Raw genomic sequence first — 19,249 nt, 5'->3', positions numbered from 1 at the left:
GAACCAAGCAGCATTTAAAGAAAAGCGTATTAAATTTCTTGAGAATCAACTCGCACAATTAAACAACGTTGCATGATTGTGTATAAGGTAGGTTAATATACTTGTCTGCAAAAGTCAACATAAATTACATAAACTCCGGAAATTTCAGGCAGCCAGAACCTTTAAATAATAACGAACCGCTGAAATGATGCGGCGCTCTTTAACCGGAAACAAAACACGACTTTCAGTTTATTGTTACCTTTGCATAAAACGAAACAGAATGAACGCAGATAAAAAATATTTCCCAAGACTGGAGGACATCACACAGGCAAAAATCACGCTGAACAAAATTGCCAGTCACACTCCGCTGGAGAAAAACCGCAATCTTTCAGAAGAATTTAATAGCAACATTTTTTTGAAACGCGAAGATTTGCAAACCGTGCGTTCATACAAAATTCGCGGGGCATATAACAAAATTGCTCAATTGCCAAAATCATCGCTGCAGAAAGGTGTTGTTTGTGCCAGCGCCGGCAACCACGCACAGGGCGTTGCTTTTTCGTGCAGCAGGCTCAACATAAAAGGAAAAATTTACATGCCGGCTACTACGCCCAAACAAAAAATCAGGCAGGTGGAGATGTTCGGAAAGAAAAATGTGGAAATTATTTTAACGGGTGATACTTACGATACTGCCGAGAATGAAGCCAAAGCAGATTGCAAAAAAACCGGAATGGCCTTTATCCACCCTTTCGACGACGAGCAAATTATTGAAGGCCAAGCCACAGTGGGGCTCGAAATTTTGCAGGACACAAAAGACCCCATTGATTATCTGTTTATCCCGGTTGGCGGTGGCGGACTGGCAGCCGGCGTGGGGGCATATTTTAAGCAGGTGAGCCCGAAAACAAAAATAATTGGCGTGGAACCCGAAGGTGCGCCGTCGATGAAAAAATCGCTTGAAGCAGGAAAAAATATTGAGCTTTCAACCATCGATAAATTTGTGGACGGCGCATCGGTACAAAAAGTTGGTGCACTCACATTTGATGTTTGTCGTGAGGTAATCGATGAAATGGTAACCGTTCCGGAAGGTCGTATTTGCACCAAAATCCTGGAGTTGTACAATCACGATGCCCTGGTGATTGAACCGGCAGGTGCACTTTCCATTACTGCCCTTGAGCAGTTTCAAAATGAAGTTAAAGGGAAAAATGTGGTTTGCATTGTGAGTGGCAGCAACAACGACATCACCCGCATGGAAGAAATCAAGGAACGCTCGCTGCTGTTCGAGGGGCTGAAGCACTATTTTATCGTCCGCTTTCCACAGCGTGCCGGCGCACTGCGCACTTTTGTGGATGTGGTGCTCGGCCCCAACGACGATGTGACCCATTTTGAATATTCGAAAAAAACCAACCGCGAAAAAGGGCCGGCGGTTATCGGCATTGAGGTGCAGCAAAAAGAGGATTATTACGGGCTGGTAAAGCGAATGGAAGAAAACGGTTTTATATATGAATACCTGAATGAAAAACCGGATTTGTTTCAGTTTTTAGTTTGATCTCCCCAATCATAAAAAGACTGAATTGTAATTTTCTTGGCAGAAATCAGCACTCCTTATTTGAAATTATCATTTTATTTCATTACTTTGCAATTCAAAGTACTTTTAAAATGAAGACAACTGAAAATTATCTCGCAGAAATAAAGGAAATCCGGAAAATGATGGAAGAGTCGAGCCGGTTCCTTTCATTAAGTGGCTTATCGGGAGTGCTTGTAGGCATTTATGCGCTTTTGGGCGCTTTTATGGCAGAGAGCATCATCTACACCAACAAATTATTTGGATGGGTGCTGAATAAAAACGTTCTGCCCGACCTGCTTTTACTGGCGGCAATTGTACTGGTTTTATCGTTAGTGACTGTCATTCTGCTTACCTGGCGCAAAGCCCGGAAAGGAGACAAAAAAATCTGGAATCCGGGTTCAAGGTTAATGCTGATAAACCTTGCCATTCCTATAATTTCAGGCGGAATTCTAATTTTAATATTCCTGTTCAATGGCATTTATGAAATTGCAGCCCCCGGCAGTCTAATTTTTTACGGGTTGGCTTTGGTTAATGCAGCCAAGTTTACCCGGCAGGAAATTTTTCAACTGGGAATATTCCAGATTTCCCTCGGAATATTGGCTGCACTGCTCCCTTCGCTGGGGTTGCTGTTTTGGGCACTCGGTTTTGGTGCAATTCATATAATTTACGGTGCATTGATGTATTTCAGGTACGAACGCACGACAAACAAATAGCATTGTGAAAAATAGTTTTCAAAATTTAAATAAAGCATTCGACAACAAAACGCGGCTCGGAATCATGTCAATTCTTTCGGTGAATCCGCGGGTGTCGTTTAATTATTTAAAGGAAGCGCTCGAAGTTACCGACGGCAACCTGGCCAGCCACCTTAAAGCACTCGAAAAAGAGAGATACATTGCGGTGATTAAGACATTTAAAAACCGAAAACCAAATACTACTTACGAAATCACACCACCCGGCAGTACCGCGTTCGACAGCCACATCAAAGCACTTGAAGATATTTTAAAACAACTGTAATATTTTTTTCACTCTTTACTTTGAAATCCAAAGTTCTTTGTAAAAATAAATTCAATACAATGGAAACAAAAAATTTTATTCAGGAAAAACAGAAGTCAATCAACTGGCAGATTACCCTCAAGGTGTTTATCATCGGGATTATAACAATGGCCTTGCTCGTTCCGAAATTTATGATTATCGACCTCATCGGGCAACGACAACACACCGCCGAAACCAGCTCACAGGAGGTGATGCAAACATGGTCGCTCGCCCAAACCGTGCGAGGGCTGGTGCTTGCAATTCCGTACCGTGAGCGCAGTTTTAAAAAAGATGGAAACGCCACAACTGAAATTATTCGCGAATGTTACATTTTGCCTAAGACACTGAATATTAACGGAGAAATATTTCCCGAAAAACGAAAACGAAGCATTTATGAAACCGTGGTTTACGAATCGGAAGTGAATTTCTCAGGCCATTTTGAAGGGTCAGAAATTCAGAGGTTGAAAATTCCACCCGTGGATATTTTGTGGGAACAGGCAAAAATCCAGGTTGCCATCAGCGACTTGCGCGGCATCAGCGACCGTATTTCATTTTCCTGGAACGACTCTGTTTTCGAATTTACTCCCGGAATGGAAAACCAACTGCTGGGGCAAAATGGAATTTCATTGCCACTCTCCCACCTCACTGCCGAAAATTTTCCGGCTGATTTTCGTTTTTCTCTTCACCTGAAAGGATCTGAATCGCTGAAATTTGCACCGCTCGGCGAAACCACCGAAGTGGCGTTGCAATCGGACTGGAACGACCCGGGATTTGATGGGAACTTTTTGCCAACCGACCACACCATCGATAAAGAAGGTTTCTCGGCTCAATGGAAAGTGCTGAACTTTAACCGCAACTTTCCCCAACAGTGGAAAAACAACGAATACCGGGTTACTGAAGCCGATTTTGGGGTTAAACTGATTACAATAGCCGACCATTACCAAAAAAGTTCGCGCGCAGCTAAGTATGCCATTCTGGTAATTTTATTTGTTTTTCTTTCCTTCTTTTTGAATGAAATAATCAGCAAACAAAAAGTGCATCCGTTCCAGTACATTCTTATCGGATTTGCCGTACTGATTTTTTACCTGCTGCTTTTATCCATTTCCGAACAGGTTGGGTTTAACCTGGCTTATTTTATTTCGGCCCTGGCGGTTATTACATTGGTATTTGCCTACTCGCGAACGTTCTTGAAAAGATGGATCCACTCGGTTATTCAAACCCTTATTTTAACTTTTTCTTTCGGATTTATTTTTGTGTTGATGCAACTGGAAACCTACGCGCTTTTGGTGGGCAGCATCGGATTGTTTGTGGTGCTTGGGCTCACCATGTTTTTTACCCGGAAAATCAACTGGTACGGTGAGTAAGAAAGCAGGAAGTCGGAAGCTGGTAATAAAGGTACTTTTCCTATTTCCAGCTTCTGTTTATTGAAAGTCAATTCAAAAACTAATATTCCGTAGTGAAGTTTTCCGGGAATCTTCCCTGAATGCCCTTTTCGCGGTAAAAATCTTTCATACGCCGGATGTCGGCCTGGGCATCGTCGGTGAGTTCAAATTTTTCCCAGATGGAAATCACCTTCGGCCCCCAGTCGAAACTGCCGAGATACACCGGCACATCGGCCATTTTCGCGATGGTATGAAAGCCGGCTTTCCAGCGTTTTATCGGTTTTCGGGTTCCTTCAGGAGTCATGGCCAGGTGCAGATGCTCCCTGGTTTTAAAATGATGAACCGCTTGCCGAATAACATTGGCTCCTTTTGAACGGTCGATAGGCACACCTCCCATTTTCCGGACAAAAAAACCGACTGGCCAGAAAAAGAATTCTTTTTTTACCAGCACGCTGGCTTTACCTCCCAGCGAAGTATAAAAAAGGTAAGATATTACGAAATCCCAGGCACTGGTGTGAGGCACCCCAATGATGATGCATTTTGGCTCGGGAACTACAAAACCATTCACTTTCCATCCCAGCAACCGCAATAAAAAAGCACTTATTTTTTGCATCTACCTAACTGTTTTTAGTTTAAAATTCCGGCCAAAAGAAAACCGTTCCAAATAGTTAGCAGCAATCTTTTTTGCTGCCTTCAAATCACCATCCCCAAAATCGATGATTACCATTAAAAAGCGTTTCGTATTTTGAGTTACAGCAGTTCGCTCCGAATCACTGGTCGGTGTTCCAAAGGCACCTTTTTTATCTCTGAATGTGGGAAGAAACTCAATATTGAGCTTGCCGCGTCCTATTCCTTCGTAGGGTTCGGCAGCAGATCCAATACCCATAACAACTTTTCCATCAATTTTATCGCGATCGTACCCGCCAATTGAAAAACCAGTGGTAATTGATACCAGGTTCAACACATCAACCACATTATTCACCTGGTAAAGCGCCTTGTTTTTCACCACCCTTCGCAGGAGTGATTCCGCCGAAAGACGATAGCGTGCCGGATCCTTCCCGCAGGCTTTGTAGGCTTTACGCGATGCTGCAATGGCTGGTAACTTACTGATTTGACTGATTTTTAAAGCTTCAGATAATTCTTCGATTTTAAGCTTAATTTCATCCCAAAGCATATCATTGGTTTCCATCACATAAACATCACACTCTATGCAGGAAAGTTTAATCCCCGGAACCTTTTCCTTTAATTCTTTAGAAATTGAAATAGTAGTCATTCAACTTGAAATTTTAATCCTTCTTTTAAAAATTCAAATCTACATAAAATGCAACGAAAAGGCACAAAAAAAGGGTCCTGCAAAACAAGACCCTTTCATTCTATACTATTTGTCGTTAGATTACTTCCACATCAAAAGCTACGGGACCCCGGTCGCTTTCTTTTACTTCAAACTGCACGGCCTGATCTGTTTCTAGTCCAAACTGTGCATCTTTAATTCCTGAACGATGCACAAAAACATCTTTATCGTCATCAGTATGGATAAAACCATAGCCTTTGACAGCATCGTACCATTTTACTTTACCTTCCATAAGACCTCCCTTAATAACGACCTCCGCGGTTAAATCCACCACCGCCTCTGCGGTTGCCTCCACCTCTGGAGTCATTTGACCTTGGGCGTGATTCGTTAACTTTAATGTTACGTCCGCTTAAGTCGGCGTTGTTCAATTCTTCGATGGCTTTTTTGGCTTCATCGTCTTCATCCATTTCAACAAAACCAAAACCTTTGCTGCGACCGGTCAGTTTATCATTAATGATTTTAACCGAGGCCACTTCGCCATACTCTTCAAAAATTTCTCTTAAATCTTCCTCAACTACACTATACGGAAGATTTCCAACATAAATGTTCATTTGTTACTATATTAAAATTAATAAAACAGGTTCTGCCTACAAAGACGATGTGCCCAAGTGTTGTTCAGACGCGACTTTACAAGAATACCGAATTACAAGAATCTCAGAAACTGAAGTGAATCGTGGTGAAAAACGTGAAAGGATAACAATGCCCGGTAGCAGAATACCTTAAAAATTTTCATTAAAAAAAGACCAATTTACTCATTCCCAGACAATCGAAATATAAAAAAGTTCAAAATCATCTTTAGAATCACATCGCAAAGTTAAACTAAAATTGGAATTTACAAACAAATATCGATCGATTTTCAAAAAACCTGTTTTATTTCACTAACTCAGTGATTACCACACTGGCTGCAAAGCATCCGAAAACCGGTGGCATGTACGAAATAGTACCCACTGTTGATTTTTTATTTTGCCCTTCTTCAATCCGTACAGCGTGAGTTGCTATTTCTTCGGGAGAAAACACAACTGGGAATCCTTTTTTTATGCCAAGTTTTGAGAGCCTTTTGCGCAGCATTTTCGCCAGTTTACAATTGTACGATTTGGAAACATCAGCTACCTGAGCAAGCGATGGATTGATTTTTCCGCCCGCGCCCATGGAGCTTACAATTTTTAACCCCAGGTTTAAACTGTGATGAATTAAAAAAACTTTGGGTGCAAGTGTATCTATGGCATCAACCACATAATCGAACGGCTCACTTTTGAGCAGTTGAAGGGCTTTTTCGTCGCGGATAAATTCATTAACAAGGTTCAGCTGAAGTTCAGGATTTATATCGAGAAGCCGGTTGCCCAATATTTTAGTTTTTGATTGCCCGGTTGTGCTTACAAGTGCCGCCAGCTGCCGGTTTCTGTTCGAAACTTCAACCACGTCGCTGTCGGCAATTGTTATTTTGCCCACACCGGCACGGCAAATCATTTCGGCGGCGTAAGCTCCCACTCCGCCTAAACCTACAATAAGTACATTGGCATTTTTAAGCTTTTCAAGTTTTTCAGGGCCAAGGAGCAATTCAGTACGTTCGAGCCACGACATTAATTACAATGTTTTAAAAATTAAAATTTCACACCTTAAAGCTGACATTCTCGATCCGGTTAAAATTTTCCCAGACAGCTTCTTTTAAATCATCTGGCGGCATATTCCTTAATCGCGCTCCCCTTCTGAAAATCTCACCAATATCTCCTTCGAACTCATCGGTTTCGAGGAATATTTTTTCAATCGGTAAAAACCGAAATGAATCGAGCGCTTTGGCATTGTCGTTTGAAAGAATTTTCCCGAAAGAAAAAAACATATTCCGTTCAACAAGTTGCTCAGTCATTTCCCGGTTGGCGTTGTATCCGTGAAAAATCCACGGAACCGACGGGTGTTCACTTTTGTGGATTTCAATAATTTCATTATAAGCCTTTACACAGTGGATTATCAACGGTTTTTGGTATTCTTCGGCCATAAAAACCTGTGCCCTAAAAACCCTCACCTGCTCATTAAAATCGGTATCAGTCCTTTTATCGAGGCCGCATTCCCCCACAAAAATCACATGGTCGAGTTCCAGTGCATCTTCCATCATCACGAGCCTTTCGTTGTTTTCGGTCTTTGACTTTATTTCCCAGGGGTGTAATCCGACTGAAAAAAAGTTCTTCCCGTTGAATGAAGGAATATTCCCGCCCGGGAAAAGGTTTTGCACTGTAACCACATCCTCATTCTGCCGGGATTGATGGGTGTGAATATCAATATATGGAATGGGATTTATCGGCATTTTTTTAAGCCATTTCAAGTATTTTACCAACCACATTCTCAGCGCCGTCAGCAATCTGGTCAATACTGGCCTCGAGCATATAGCATGGTGTGGTAACTACTTTGTATTTTTTGTCGGTTACAATTTGTCCGTGTGAAGTTATTTCGTGCACACCCCCCATTTTTTCAATGGACTGAAGCGTTCCTTCATCCTGCCCGATGGTTACTTTTACATCGCCCAGAACTTTGGCAAGTATCACTGGCGAAATGCACAGCGCACCAATTGGCTTTTCAGCTGTTACAGTTTCCCTCACAGCTTTTTCAACGTCGGGATTCACAGTGCAATTTTCCCCGTCGAAAGCAAATGTGCAAAGATTTTTGGCTGCTCCAAAACCACCCGGAAAAACGATGGCATCAAAATCTTTGGCTTTGTATTCTGAAAGCGGCTTGATATCACCGCGGGCAATACGGGCAGCCTCCACGAGTACGTTACGTTTCTCGGGCATTTCTTCACCGGTAAGGTGGTTTACCACATGGGCCTGATCTACATTGGGCGCAAAACATTGATACTGGGCTCCCTTTCGCGCTATTGCGAGTAATGTTAATGTAGCTTCATGAATTTCTGATCCGTCATAAACTCCGTTTCCTGCTAAAACAACTGCTATCTTTTTCATGGTTCATTTCCTTTAAAAGTTCACCCAAAATTACAGTTTATAGCGGAAAATTTAAAATGAGTGAACGGGAATCGTTCCACTGGTTAATCTATTTCTTCCAAATTATAAGGAGTCTCCTGATAAACGTAGTAATTGAGCCAGTTTGAAAACAACAAATTAGCAGCTGACCCCCAACGCATTAAAGGTGTTTGTCCTGGACTATCATCCGGATAATAATTCACAGGAAGCTGAATCGGGAGTTGCTTTTTCAAGTCGCGTTTATACTCTTTATCGAGTGTAAAGCGCGAATATTCAGAATGCCCGGTAATAAAAAGCTGCCGTCCCTTTTTGGCCTTTACAATAGCCACTCCGGCTTGTTCCGACTGTGCAATAATCTGCAGTTCATCAACTTTCTCAATGTCTTCGGCCCTGATTTCGGTATGGCGCGAATGGGGCATAAAAAATACATCGTCGAAACCACGTAAAATGGGCAATTGCGAATTGAAATGCGTGTGTTTAAAAACCCCGAACATTTTTTGAGGCAATTGATATTTCGGAACTCCGTAATAATGATACAAACCAGCCTGTGCAGCCCAGCAAATAAACAAGGTGGAAGTAACATGGTGCTGCGCCCAGTCGAGAATCTGCTGCATTTCACCCCAGTATTTCACTTCCTCAAACGGCAACAGTTCAACCGGTGCACCCGTAATAATCATTCCATCGTATTTCTTGTTGTTCAGCTCATCAAAATTCTGGTAAAATTGCTCCATGTGGTCCGACGGGGTGTTTTTAGGTGTATGCCCTTTTATTTTCATGAAATCGATTTCAATTTGCAGCGGCGAATTGGAAAGCAGCCGCAGCAAATCAGTTTCTGTGGTAATTTTCAGGGGCATTAAATTCAGGATAATAATTTTTAGCGGACGAATATCCTGATGTTGGGCGCGTGTTTCGTCCATTACAAAAATATTTTCCTCTTTCAGGATATCAATTGCTGGCAATTTATCGGGAACGTTTACAGGCATTTTTTTAAGATTTTAGATTATTAGTAGTGAGTAATGAGAATTCTCCTAACAACACAACCGTTCTCTCACTACTCACTACTCTGTACTCACTACTAAAATTGAATCAACCAATTTTATCCAGCGCTTGTTCAAAGTCAGCAATAATATCATCAATGTGCTCCAAGCCTACACTCACCCTCAGTTGCGAAGGATAAACGCCTGCAGCAATTTGTGCTTCTTCAGGCAATTGCTGGTGGGTGGTTGCAGCGGGCTGAATAATCAGGGTTTTGGCATCGCCCACATTGGCCAGGTGGCTTACCATTTCAAGGTTATTCACAACCTGGTTAGCCGCTTCTTTATCGCCTTTCACAACAAATGACAGCACTCCGCCAGCACCTCTATGAAAGTATTTTTTGGCATTTTCATACGACGGGCTGCTTTCCAGGCCCGGGTAATTAACACTCTCCACTTTGGGGTGTTGTTCGAGCCATTTGGCCAGCGCCAGCGTGTTTTCGACATGCCGGTCCATGCGCAGCGAGAGCGTTTCGAGCCCCTGGAGCAACAGGAATGAGTTAAACGGGCTAATGGCCGGACCAAAATCGCGCAAACCTTCTACACGCGCTTTAATGATGAAACCGATGTTACCAAACTGGCTGTCGAAATTAAATACGTCCCAGAATTTCAATCCGTGGTAACTTTCGGAAGGTTCTGTCAAGCCGGGGAATTTTCCGTTCCCCCAGTTATAATTTCCGGCATCGACAATAACTCCTCCAATGCTGGTTCCATGGCCACCAATCCATTTAGTAGCCGATTCCACAACAATATTTGCCCCGTAATCGATTGGCCTGAAAAGATAGCCTCCCGCAGCAAAGGTATTGTCAACTACAAGCGGAATATCATATTTTTTGGCCAGTGCTCCAAAAGCTTCAAAATCGGGCACAACATATCCCGGGTTTCCAATTGTTTCAAAATAAATGGCTTTTGTATTTTCGCCAATCAGCTTTTCAAAATTAGCCACATTCAGGTCATCGGCAAACCGGGCTTCAATGCCCAGCCGTTTAAACGAAACGCTAAACTGATTGTACGAACCACCATACAAATAGGGTGATGTAACAAAATTATCGCCTGCATCCAAAAGGGTGTTGAATACGAGAAATTGCGCGGCATGCCCTGAAGCAACTGCCAAACCAGCCACACCACCTTCGAGAGCGGCCATCCGCTGTTCAAACACATCAGAAGTAGGGTTCATTATCCGGGTATAAATATTCCCAAACTCTTTCAGCGCAAAAAGATTGGCCGCATGGTCGGCATCGTTAAATTCGTAGGAACTTGTCTGGTAAATCGGTACTGCTCTCGAGTGGGTTGTTTGGTCGGGTTCATGACCTGCATGCAATTGCAGCGATTCAAATTTCAAATTTTTTGTTGTCATAATTACTTTATTTTTTGGGTTAGAAATTATTTAAAAATTAAAAAATGCGTTATAAATTTCACGTACACTTTTCTGTTTATCCTCATCTTTTACAACCAGGTAGCTCACTAAATCAGATGCCCCTGACCCACTCAGCAAAACATTTATTTTTCCTTGCGAAACTGCATTGAAAATACGGGCCGAAACGCCATAGTTTTGTTGCATTCCGTGACCCACAACACCTATCAGCGAAACATTTTTTACAACCGAGATTTCTTTTACGGAAGAAAAACCGGGTTGCTGCATTATTTTCAGCGCTTTGTCGGCGGCACTTTTTTCCAAAATCAGGTTAATGGAAACCTGCGAAGTAATCACCGATTTAATATTAATTCCTGCATCGGTTAAGCCCGCTGTTACTTTTGCCAGAATACCAGGTTTTAAACCAACACCCGGGCCGTTTAACCTGAGGAGTGAAATATCGTCGGTACAGGCCACACTTTTCACTATCTGATCTTCAATATACGTTTCAGTATTAATAATTGTATCAATTTCACCACTGGAAGTGCTGCTGTTCAGTACTTCAATCGGAATATGATCATGCTCAAGGGGATCGACAGTGCGCGGGTGAAACGAATAATGATCGAAATAGGCCAGCTCACTGGCTTCAGCATACGTCAACCGCTCGATGCGTGGCGAGGTGGGAAAAATGGAAGGATCGGCCCGCTGAAAATCAAAGTCGAGCCCCCATAACTGTAGTTTTGGAATTTTTAATGCGTAGGTAAGAAAAGCGGCAGTATAATCGGCTGCTGTTTTTCCGGCACGCGCAATTTTACCTTGCCGGGTAATCCCATAGGAACCGGGAATGAGATAAACACCGCCGGGTAATGATTGCAATTTCGAAGAATTTACCGAAAGATAGGTGGCATTCCCAAAATCGGGTGTAACAAAAAGCTCGCACTCCTCGGGCCAGATTATTGTTACTGCAACCCCATTTTTTTGGAATTGCGTTTTTATTATCTCAACGGTTAATTTTTCACTAAAACTTTTAACCTGATCGCTTAAAGCCTCGGAGTAATCACCTATTAAACCAATCCCTTTCAGAATATTGCTGTATTGCTCCACAAGTTTTTGGTAACCTTGCGTTGGCAATTCACCGGTAATCTTAATGAAAATCTGTTCGATTTGCCGGGTAACCTTACCGGCATCTGATTTATATACCTGACGTATATTATTTTCAACTATTTGGAGCAACTCAGGAACTGCAGACGAAACAATGAAATTCCGGTTTTGAAACTGGCCTAAATATTCAATTAAATTTTTTATTGATGAGGTGCTGGCTGCATTGCTTCCTCCAAATCGAATAACTTTATCCGACATAATTTTAAAATGTAAAAGTAAAACTTTGAGTTTATTAACGCTGAAACGAATACGCCTCCAATCAATGAATTATCACTGAATGAAGGCTAGCGCATAGACATGAAAACCGACGGCAAAATGAATCTGCTGGCATTGATTTGTGCCATTGCTTTAGAAGCGATATTTTGAAAAATTAAATTCATTTTTACCGATTTTGTCTGCCACAAATATAAATTGAATTTTTAAACATCCAAACTTATTTGGAATGGGTTTAGATAAAAATAATATTATAGTACACTATTTTTAAATATCGACTAAAAATGAACAAAATTCGATTTGAAAGGTTAAAAAATCAGATTTTGCAAGTGAAATAAAAACAATCGCTTTAGTTTTATTTAAACTCAATTAACTTTGCATTTCATAATTACACATAATTTAATACCATGAGTTATAATTTACTTCAAGGGAAAAGAGGGATAATTTTTGGAGCACTGAATCCCGACTCTATTGCGTGGAAAGTAGCCGAAAGGGCCCACGAAGAAGGAGCAACACTCACGCTTTCGAACACCGCAATAGCAATGCGCATGGGCGAAACGCAACAACTGGCCAAGAAGTTAAATACTGAAGCAATCCCTGCTGATGCCACAAATGTGGATGATTTGAATCAGCTTTTTACCCAATCGATGGATATTTTAGGAGGCAAAATTGATTTTATCCTCCATTCCATCGGAATGTCACCAAACGTTCGGAAAGACAGGCACTACAGCGATTTAAACTATAGCTATCTCGACAAAACGCTTGATGTTTCAGCCATCTCATTCCATAAAGTATTACAAACTGCCCGCAAGCTGGATGCAATAAATGAATGGGGATCGGTTGTTGCCCTGTCGTATGTGGCGGCGCAGCGGTCTTTTTTCGGGTATAACGACATGGCTGATGCCAAAGCACTGCTCGAATCAATTGCCCGCAGTTTTGGTTACATATACGGGCGCGAACGAAATGTTCGCATTAATACCATTTCGCAATCGCCTACCAAAACCACTGCCGGAAACGGTGTGAAAGGGTTCGACCGTTTGCTCGATTTTGCCGAGCGCATGTCGCCCCTTGGCAATGCAACGGCTGACGATTGTGCAGACTATTGCATCACGCTGTTTTCCGATCTGACCAAAAGAGTTACCATGCAAAACCTCTTCAACGACGGAGGTTTCTCCAGCATGGGAATGAGCCTGAGAGCGCTTCAGCAATATGAAAAAGGATTGCATGAAGATTGCGAATGTGGCCCCGCCGCCGACGAGCATTTATACGACTAATTTGAAAATCAAAATCTTTTACCTATTTTTGCCGCCGGTAATTTTAAGCCGTTGTTATTGAAAGCGATGCTGCGGTTTAAACATGGTATAACTTAAAGTTTTATAAAATGTATTTAACACAAGACAAGAAAAAAGAAATTTTTGCCAACTACGGCAAAGATGAAACCGACACAGGAAGCGCCGAAGGACAGATTGCATTGTTCACACACCGCATCACTCATCTTACCGGTCACCTGAAAACCAACAAAAAAGACGTTAGCACACGCCGTGCACTTATTAAACTCGTTGGTAAAAGACGCCGTTTGCTCGATTATTTAAAAAGTAAAGACATTGAACGGTACCGCGCAATCATTGAAAAACTGAAACTGCGTAAATAAAAAATTAAAAGAAAGGCAATGCAGAGTATTGCCTTTCTTTTTTGTATATTGCAAAACCTCACCACCCATTGTAATTTATTTAATTATTTGATTTTATTTTTAAGACGTTATGGTAAATGCAACATTAAAAACAATCGAACTGGCAGACGGCAGATCGATTACCATAGAAACCGGCAAACTGGCCAAACAGGCCGATGGATCGGTAGTAGTGAGAATGGGTGAAACCATGGTGCTGGCAACAGTTGTTTCAGCAAAAGAAGCAAAAGAAGATGTAGATTTCATGCCCTTAACAGTTGATTATCGTGAAAAATTTTCAGCTGCCGGGCGATTCCCGGGAGGTTTTCTGAAACGCGAAGGGCGCCCCTCTGACGAAGAAATCCTGGCAGCAAGACTGGTTGACAGGGCATTACGTCCACTTTTCCCGGACGACTACCATGCCGAAACTGCTGTAATGATTTCGCTGATTTCGGCCAACAAGGAAGACTTGCCCGATGCGTTGGTAGGCCTTGCAGCGTCGGCAGCAATTACTGTTTCCGATGTACCTTTTGAAACTCCTATTTCGGAAGTGAGAGTTGGTCGCGTAAACGGCGAATTCGTTATTAATCCGACTCACGCTCAACTGGAAGAATCCGATATCGACATCATGGTAGGAGCTTCCTTTGACAACATCATGATGGTAGAAGGTGAAATGGACGAAATTTCGGAAGAAGAAATGCTCGAAGCCATTAAGTTCGCACACGAAGAAATTAAAAAGCACTGCAAAGCTCAGGAAGAACTGGCAACAGAACTGGGCGTTGTAAAGCGTGAATATAATCACGAAAACAATGACGAAGAACTTCGCGAAAAGGTAAAAGCTGACCTTTACGATAAATGTTATGACCTGGCCAAACAAATTATCACAAACAAACAAGAACGGATGGCCGGATTCGATGCCATTCGCGATGAATACATTGAAGCCTACCTGGAAGCCAACGCCGAAAATGAAGAGATTGACCTCGAACTTCATGAAAAACTGATTAAAAGGTATTATCATGATGTAGAGAAAGAAGCGATGCGCCGGATGGTTCTTGACGACAGCATTCGTCTGGACGGTAGGGCTACAAACGAAATCAGGCCTATTTGGGGCGAAGTGAATTACCTTCCCGGAGCACATGGATCGGCACTGTTTACACGTGGCGAAACGCAGTCGCTCACATCAGTTACCCTGGGTACAAAAATGGATGAAAAAATTATTGATAACGTAACCGTTCAGGGAAAAGAACAATTCTTGCTTCACTATAATTTTCCACCGTTTTGTGTAGGTGAACCACGCACACCACGTGGCGTTAGCCGCCGCGAAGTTGGTCACGGAAACCTGGCACACCGGGCACTCAAAAAAATGATCCCCCAAGATTTTCCATACATCGTGCGCATTGTTTCCGACATCCTCGAATCAAACGGTTCGTCATCGATGGCAACAGTTTGCGCCGGCACAATGGGAATGATGGACTCCGGGATGAAAATGAAAAAACCGGTTTCAGGAATTGCCATGGGGCTTATTACCGATAAAAATTCTGACAAATACGCTATTTTGTCTGACATCCTGGGCGATGAAGACCACCTGGGCGATATGGACTTTAAAGTGGCCGGCAGCGCTGACGGAATCACAGCCACCCAGATGGACATAAAAGTTGACGGCTTACCATACGAAGTTCTTAAACAAGCACTTCAGCAGGCAAAAGAAGGCCGTTTGCACATTCTGAACAAAATGCTGGAGGTAATTCCGGAACCACGCACCGAATTCAAACCAAATGTTCCGCGCATCGAAGTAATGGAAGTACCGAAAGATATGATTGGCGCAATCATTGGCCCCGGAGGAAAAATTATTCAGGCTATCCAGGAAGAAACAGATTCGGTGATTGTTATTGAAGAAGTTGACGACAAAGGACTGGTAGAAATCTCGGGTGCCGGTGCAGATATAATTGAAGCCGCAAAAGCCCGCATAAAATCAATTATTGCTTTACCAGAAGTAGGTGAAATTTACAAAGGAACCGTGAAATCAGTTGTTTCATTCGGTGCTTTTGTTGAAATACTTCCCGGAAAAGACGGATTGCTGCACGTTTCAGAAATGGAATGGAAACGGGTTGAAAAACCTGAAGATGTAGTTAAAGAAGGCGACGAACTGGAGGTGAAACTCATTGGAATCGATGACAGAACAGGGAAACTGAAACTTTCGCGCAAAGTTTTATTACCCAAACCGGAAGGATATGTTGAACGGCCTCCGAGAGGTGACCGCCCGCAGCGGAGAGACAATCGCAGAGACGATAACAGAAGGGATGACCGCCGCGACAACAGAAGAAATGACAGGAGGGACGATCGGAGAGACAACCGAAAACCTCGAAGAGATAATTAATTCGTTATTCAAAAGCCGTTCATTATTTTTTGAACGGCTTTTTTTGTCATATTTAATTTTAACCAAAGCATAAAATAACAGCCGGCATGAAGAGTTAAACTTTATTATTAATTTTGATTCCGAATAAAACAGGTTGAAATGGAAGAATGGTCAAAACATACTATTTCGGAGCTTGACGAAAAAACCAAAAACATAAAAAAGCGTGATCTCCGTTTTTTCAGGGTTGATGAGTTCAAGCGCAACATCGAACGTTTGGGTGAATTTTCGGGGAACTGCCCCTACTGCGAAAAAGAAAAAATTAACATTGCAGCAATAGTGGACAAAATGGATGAAGCCATAGAAACCCCCGGAAAATCAAGGCGTGAATACGACCGCGCCATCAGCCGCCTGTCGGAACATATGCAAAAAAATCACGGATTTTACGCCCCCTATTATTATACTTATCTTTTCTCATTTTTTGGGATGGTAGCCGGATTGCTTTTGGGTTACCTGCTCATGAAACTTTTCCCGGCTTATAACTGGGCCATGCTCTCGGCAGGTTTTGTTGCGGGTCTCATCACCGGTTATTTTTGGGGAGGAAGTAAAGACAGTAAAATTCGATCTTCAAAAAAAATAATGTAAAATATATCGCCGGGTTCTCATTTTAAAAACCAAAACAAATTAGTTTTCAACCGTTTTTTGCAGGAATTTATGCAGTTTTTAGTTATTGAAGGAAATATAGGGGCAGGAAAAACAACCCTGGCCAACAAACTGGCCAACGAGTACAATGCCAAACTCATTGTGGAACAATTTGCTGACAATCCTTTTCTACCAAAATTTTACAAAAATCAGGATCGCTACTCGTTTCCGCTCGAGCTCTCATTTTTGGCCGACAGGTACAACCAAATTAAAAATGAAGTTTTTAACCTCGATCTTTTCCATTCCTTCCTGATTGCCGATTACTACTTTGCCAAGTCGGCCATATTTGCACAAAACACATTAAAGGAAGACGAATACCGTCTTTTCAGGCAAATTTTCGATATTGTTTTTGAGTCGATGCCCAAACCCGATTTGTATGTTTACCTTCATGCCGACACGGAAAAACTGATCAGTAATATAAAAAAAAGAGGCCGCGATTACGAACAGGAAATTACACCCGACTACCTCGAAAAAATTAAAAACGGCTATTTTCATTTTTTTAAACAAATCACTTCATTCCCAATGTTGATCATCGATGTGAATAATATCGATTTTGTCAATAATAATGACCATTATCAACTTTTAAAAGAGGCAGTTTTTAAAACTGAGTATAAATTAGGAATAAATCGCATGTTGCTGCAATAAAAAATTGTCCAGCAACTTTTAAATAAAAAAAAGCTTTCTATTTTTGTGTTCGGATGAAAGAATCTATAAATTATTTTAAATACTGTTAATTATGAAAAATTTCAATCTAAAACCTTTTGCAGTTTTTGCACTGGCTGCTGCAATTTTATCTGGTTGTGCAGGACTAAACAAAATGAAAAAAAATGCCGACCAGATTCAATTCAATGTTACCCCTGAAGTTCTTGAGACACACGCTGGTGAGGTAGATGTTGCTATTAATGGCAAATTCCCTGCAAAATATTTCAACAAAAAAGCCACTTTAGTCGCCACCCCGGTACTGAGGCACCAGGAAGGTGAAACTTCCCTGGAAGCGGTTTCCATGCAAGGCGAAAAAGTTCAGGCAAACAACAAGGTTATCAGCTACAACGCAGGCGGTTCATTCAGCTATAACGATGCTGCCGATTTTGTTGAGGCCATGAGAAAATCTGAACTTTATATAAACATTACGGCTTCAAAAGGTGCAAAAAGTGTAGATTTTGATCCCATAAAAATTGCTGACGGTGTGATTGCAACCAGCACAATGGTAGCCAATTTCCCAAAACCCATTTTGGGTGTACGCCGCGAAGCCAACAATACAGGCAAATACGATCCGAATATCGACCCGTTCCAAAGAGTAGTTCCGGATGAAATGCTGGCCGACATTCATTATATGATTAACCGTGCCAACCTCCGTGGTGAAGAAATTACTGCCGAAGATGTGGAAGAATTTTTGAGGTACACCGAAAAAGCCAACCAGGAAGAACGTATCGACCTGAAAGATGTAGAAGTTTCGGCTTATGCATCACCCGACGGTGAAATCGATTTCAACACCGACCTGGCAGCCGACCGTAAAAGTACCTCTTCTGATTTTGTAGCCGAAAAACTGAAAGAAGCCGGTGTGGACATCAACCTGAAAACAAGATACACCCCGGAAGACTGGGATGGGTTCAAAGAAAAACTCGAAGAATCAAACATACAGGACAAAGAACTGATTTTAAGGGTGCTCTCGATGTACACCGACCCTGAAGTTCGCGAACGCGAAATCAGAAACTTGTCAGAAACTTTTACAGTGCTGGCAGAAGAAGTTCTTCCTGAACTGCGCCGAGCCAAATTACTGACAAGTGTTGAGCTGATTGGAAAAACCGATAAAGAACTTCGTTCTCTGGCAAAATCAGATCCGGCATCACTTAATCCGGCTGAACTGCTTTACGCTGCTACTTTATACGAAGGCCTGGATGACCAATTGGAAATTTACAATTCTTTCCAGAGAGTTTATCCCGACGACTGGCGCGGACCAAACAATGCCGGTTTTGTTCTTGTAAAACAAATGAATTACGACGATGCCAAACCATTGTTTGAAAAAGCTGAAAGACTGAAAAACGACGAACCTGTGATTAAAAACAACTTGGGTGCAATTGCGCTTTACGAAGACAATGTTGAGCAGGCTGAAACCTTATTTGGTTCAGCAGCCGGTGCCGGCGACGAAGTTAACTACAACCTCGGAATTGTTAGCATTAAAAAAGCCAACTACGATCAGGCCGTAAGATATTTTGGAGACTACCAGGATATCAACTCTGCTCTTGCCAAAATACTAACCGGAAACAACAACGGTGCATTGAGAGATTTGGAAGCATTCGAGCGTGAAAACTGTTTCATGAAAGAATACCTGAAAGCGGTAATCGGTGCACGCACAGCAAGAGAAAACCTGTTGTTCGACAGCCTCGAAGAAGCAGTGAGCATCAATCCTGAAATGAAAGCAAAAGCAAAAACCGATTTGGAATTTGCCAATTATTTCAATGACGCCCGTTTCACCGAAATTGTAAACTAAG

The 19,249-nt window shown here is 42.1% G+C and carries 20 protein-coding genes; 10 read left to right on the top strand and 10 right to left on the bottom strand.

Annotated features, from left to right (window positions below):
• The first annotated feature begins 259 nt into the window (after window positions 1–259).
• From ilvA to creD, 4 genes are all read left to right on the top strand, one after another.
• Complete coding sequence (gene ilvA, locus BUC07_RS18550) at window positions 260–1,522, top strand: threonine ammonia-lyase (RefSeq protein WP_073173402.1); 1,263 nt, start codon at window positions 260–262, stop codon at window positions 1,520–1,522.
• Between the two features lie 110 nt (window positions 1,523–1,632).
• The gene (locus BUC07_RS18545) at window positions 1,633–2,253 is read left to right on the top strand and encodes a hypothetical protein (protein WP_073173399.1); all 621 of its coding nucleotides are present in this window, start codon (window positions 1,633–1,635) and stop codon (window positions 2,251–2,253) included.
• Between the two features lie 4 nt (window positions 2,254–2,257).
• Entirely contained in the window at window positions 2,258–2,554 is a 297-nt protein-coding gene (locus BUC07_RS18540; protein ID WP_073173396.1) for a winged helix-turn-helix domain-containing protein, read from the top strand.
• Window positions 2,555–2,613: 59 nt separating this feature from the next.
• Window positions 2,614–3,936, top strand: coding sequence for a cell envelope integrity protein CreD (creD, locus tag BUC07_RS18535; RefSeq protein WP_073173393.1), 1,323 nt, complete (start codon window positions 2,614–2,616; stop codon window positions 3,934–3,936).
• 79 nt (window positions 3,937–4,015) lie between these two features.
• Here creD and BUC07_RS18530 read toward each other — a convergent pair whose 3' ends face one another.
• The 10 genes from BUC07_RS18530 to BUC07_RS18485 form a co-directional block, all read right to left on the bottom strand.
• Window positions 4,016–4,567, bottom strand: coding sequence for a 1-acyl-sn-glycerol-3-phosphate acyltransferase (locus BUC07_RS18530; RefSeq protein WP_073173390.1), 552 nt, complete (start codon window positions 4,565–4,567; stop codon window positions 4,016–4,018).
• Window positions 4,568–5,227 carry a B3/B4 domain-containing protein gene (locus BUC07_RS18525; RefSeq protein ID WP_073173388.1) on the bottom strand — a complete coding sequence of 220 codons (660 nt, stop codon included), beginning with the start codon at window positions 5,225–5,227 and terminating at the stop codon, window positions 4,568–4,570.
• 115 nt (window positions 5,228–5,342) lie between these two features.
• On the bottom strand, window positions 5,343–5,537 hold the full coding sequence (locus tag BUC07_RS18520) for a cold-shock protein (RefSeq protein WP_073173385.1): 195 nt from the start codon (window positions 5,535–5,537) through the stop codon (window positions 5,343–5,345).
• Window positions 5,538–5,547: 10 nt separating this feature from the next.
• The gene (locus tag BUC07_RS18515) at window positions 5,548–5,856 is read right to left on the bottom strand and encodes an RNA recognition motif domain-containing protein (protein WP_073173380.1); all 309 of its coding nucleotides are present in this window, start codon (window positions 5,854–5,856) and stop codon (window positions 5,548–5,550) included.
• A gap of 319 nt (window positions 5,857–6,175) precedes the next feature.
• Entirely contained in the window at window positions 6,176–6,886 is a 711-nt protein-coding gene (locus BUC07_RS18510; RefSeq protein ID WP_073173376.1) for a tRNA threonylcarbamoyladenosine dehydratase, read from the bottom strand.
• 28 nt (window positions 6,887–6,914) lie between these two features.
• The gene (locus BUC07_RS18505) at window positions 6,915–7,604 is read right to left on the bottom strand and encodes a TatD family hydrolase (RefSeq protein WP_175552572.1); all 690 of its coding nucleotides are present in this window, start codon (window positions 7,602–7,604) and stop codon (window positions 6,915–6,917) included.
• A gap of 4 nt (window positions 7,605–7,608) precedes the next feature.
• The gene (gene elbB / locus BUC07_RS18500; RefSeq protein ID WP_073173370.1) at window positions 7,609–8,256 is read right to left on the bottom strand and encodes an isoprenoid biosynthesis glyoxalase ElbB; all 648 of its coding nucleotides are present in this window, start codon (window positions 8,254–8,256) and stop codon (window positions 7,609–7,611) included.
• Window positions 8,257–8,339: 83 nt separating this feature from the next.
• On the bottom strand, window positions 8,340–9,257 hold the full coding sequence (gene metA / locus BUC07_RS18495) for a homoserine O-acetyltransferase MetA (protein ID WP_073173367.1): 918 nt from the start codon (window positions 9,255–9,257) through the stop codon (window positions 8,340–8,342).
• A gap of 103 nt (window positions 9,258–9,360) precedes the next feature.
• A complete protein-coding gene (locus BUC07_RS18490) occupies window positions 9,361–10,665 on the bottom strand; it encodes an O-acetylhomoserine aminocarboxypropyltransferase/cysteine synthase family protein (RefSeq protein WP_073173365.1) in 1,305 nt (434 codons plus the stop codon).
• Window positions 10,666–10,695: 30 nt separating this feature from the next.
• On the bottom strand, window positions 10,696–12,021 hold the full coding sequence (locus tag BUC07_RS18485) for an ACT domain-containing protein (protein WP_073173362.1): 1,326 nt from the start codon (window positions 12,019–12,021) through the stop codon (window positions 10,696–10,698).
• A gap of 422 nt (window positions 12,022–12,443) precedes the next feature.
• On the opposite strand from BUC07_RS18485, the gene BUC07_RS18480 reads away from it, so the two are divergent.
• The 6 genes from BUC07_RS18480 to BUC07_RS18455 all read left to right on the top strand — a co-directional run bounded on the left by BUC07_RS18480 (window position 12,444) and on the right by BUC07_RS18455 (window position 19,248).
• Entirely contained in the window at window positions 12,444–13,310 is an 867-nt protein-coding gene (locus BUC07_RS18480; protein ID WP_073173359.1) for an enoyl-ACP reductase FabI, read from the top strand.
• Window positions 13,311–13,417: 107 nt separating this feature from the next.
• On the top strand, window positions 13,418–13,687 hold the full coding sequence (gene rpsO / locus BUC07_RS18475; protein WP_073173356.1) for a 30S ribosomal protein S15: 270 nt from the start codon (window positions 13,418–13,420) through the stop codon (window positions 13,685–13,687).
• A gap of 109 nt (window positions 13,688–13,796) precedes the next feature.
• The gene (locus tag BUC07_RS18470; RefSeq protein ID WP_073173353.1) at window positions 13,797–16,079 is read left to right on the top strand and encodes a polyribonucleotide nucleotidyltransferase; all 2,283 of its coding nucleotides are present in this window, start codon (window positions 13,797–13,799) and stop codon (window positions 16,077–16,079) included.
• Window positions 16,080–16,217: 138 nt separating this feature from the next.
• Window positions 16,218–16,700, top strand: a complete 483-nt coding sequence (locus tag BUC07_RS18465; protein ID WP_073173350.1) for a hypothetical protein — start codon at window positions 16,218–16,220, stop codon at window positions 16,698–16,700.
• Between the two features lie 69 nt (window positions 16,701–16,769).
• Entirely contained in the window at window positions 16,770–17,402 is a 633-nt protein-coding gene (locus BUC07_RS18460) for a deoxynucleoside kinase (RefSeq protein ID WP_073173347.1), read from the top strand.
• 91 nt (window positions 17,403–17,493) lie between these two features.
• Window positions 17,494–19,248 carry a tetratricopeptide repeat protein gene (locus tag BUC07_RS18455; RefSeq protein ID WP_073173343.1) on the top strand — a complete coding sequence of 585 codons (1,755 nt, stop codon included), beginning with the start codon at window positions 17,494–17,496 and terminating at the stop codon, window positions 19,246–19,248.
• Window position 19,249 lies beyond the last annotated feature (1 nt).

The sequence above is a fragment of the Tangfeifania diversioriginum genome, assembly GCF_900141875.1.
Classification (GTDB): domain Bacteria; phylum Bacteroidota; class Bacteroidia; order Bacteroidales; family Prolixibacteraceae; genus Tangfeifania; species Tangfeifania diversioriginum.
Note: the sequence above shows the minus strand (reverse complement) of the source record. Positions and strands in the feature narration are given on the sequence as shown.